2 rRNA genes are annotated in these 953 nt (G+C 48.7%); both read left to right on the top strand.

Annotated features, from left to right (window positions below):
* Positions 1-25: 25 nt before the first annotated feature.
* A 5S ribosomal RNA gene (gene rrf, locus AC1DB0_RS29785) occupies positions 26-138 on the top strand.
* 696 nt (positions 139-834) lie between these two features.
* Positions 835-953, top strand: a 16S ribosomal RNA gene (locus tag AC1DB0_RS29790); the annotation flags it as partial.

A 953-nucleotide genomic window follows, 5' to 3' on the forward strand; every position in this document is an offset into this window, starting at 1 on the left:
ACGCGCAGCAGCTCAACCAGTTACGCCTGACGACCATAGCAAGGTGGTACCACTCCTTCCCATCCCGAACAGGACAGTGAAACGCCTTCGCGCCGATGATAGTGGACGGACGTCTGTGAAAGTAGGTCATCGTCAGGCTTTTATTCCGCGAAACCCCGCAGGTAATCCTGCGGGGTTTTGTCTTTATATATTAGTGAGAACCTATACTTCTCAGCTGTTGTGAAGATGGAGAGATCCAGCGAACAGGCAGCGTTGCAGGATAGGATGCAAGTTAGGCAAAAGCCGGTTGCATGATCCGCAAAAATGATGTTATAGTGTCGGGCTTGGCTGCTACCGAAAATTCAGGGTTTACCCCGATGTTTCGATAGCTGCTAGGAAGAGAAGAAGCTGGTGCGGAAGTGCCGGTGAGTTCTGAAGAGCAAGCAAGCCAGGCAGTGAAGTGGTTGCAGTGCGAAAGCGCAAACAAATACGACACTGATTTGACAAGCGATAAAAACTCCTTCATAATCTCGCTTCTCTGCTGCTGAAAGCAGCAAGCGACGCAAGGCAAAAGCCGCGGCGACGCTGGCGGGTTCAGTAAGTAGCAGTAAAGAATTTAGCAGTACCGCTCTTTAACAATTAAACAACCGATAAGTGTGGGCGCTTGATGCGATGCACTGTGTCAAGTTGGGAGTTAAATCCTGGCTTGTCACAAGCACAATGAAATCAAGTGCTCACTAGAAGTGAAGTACCTTAGACGTCAAGTTTAAGAACATACCTCACTTCCTTTGAGTAGCGACGTATGACCTGGTTCGGATTTATTCGGACCAAGAATACGAAACAAATACAGAGATTAAACTGAAGAGTTTGATCCTGGCTCAGATTGAAYGCTAGCGGGATGCCTTACACATGCAAGTCGAACGGCAGCACGGACTTCGGTCTGGTGGCGAGTGGCGAACGGGTGAGTAATGTAT

Source organism: Achromobacter sp. 10T422 (assembly GCF_056394065.1).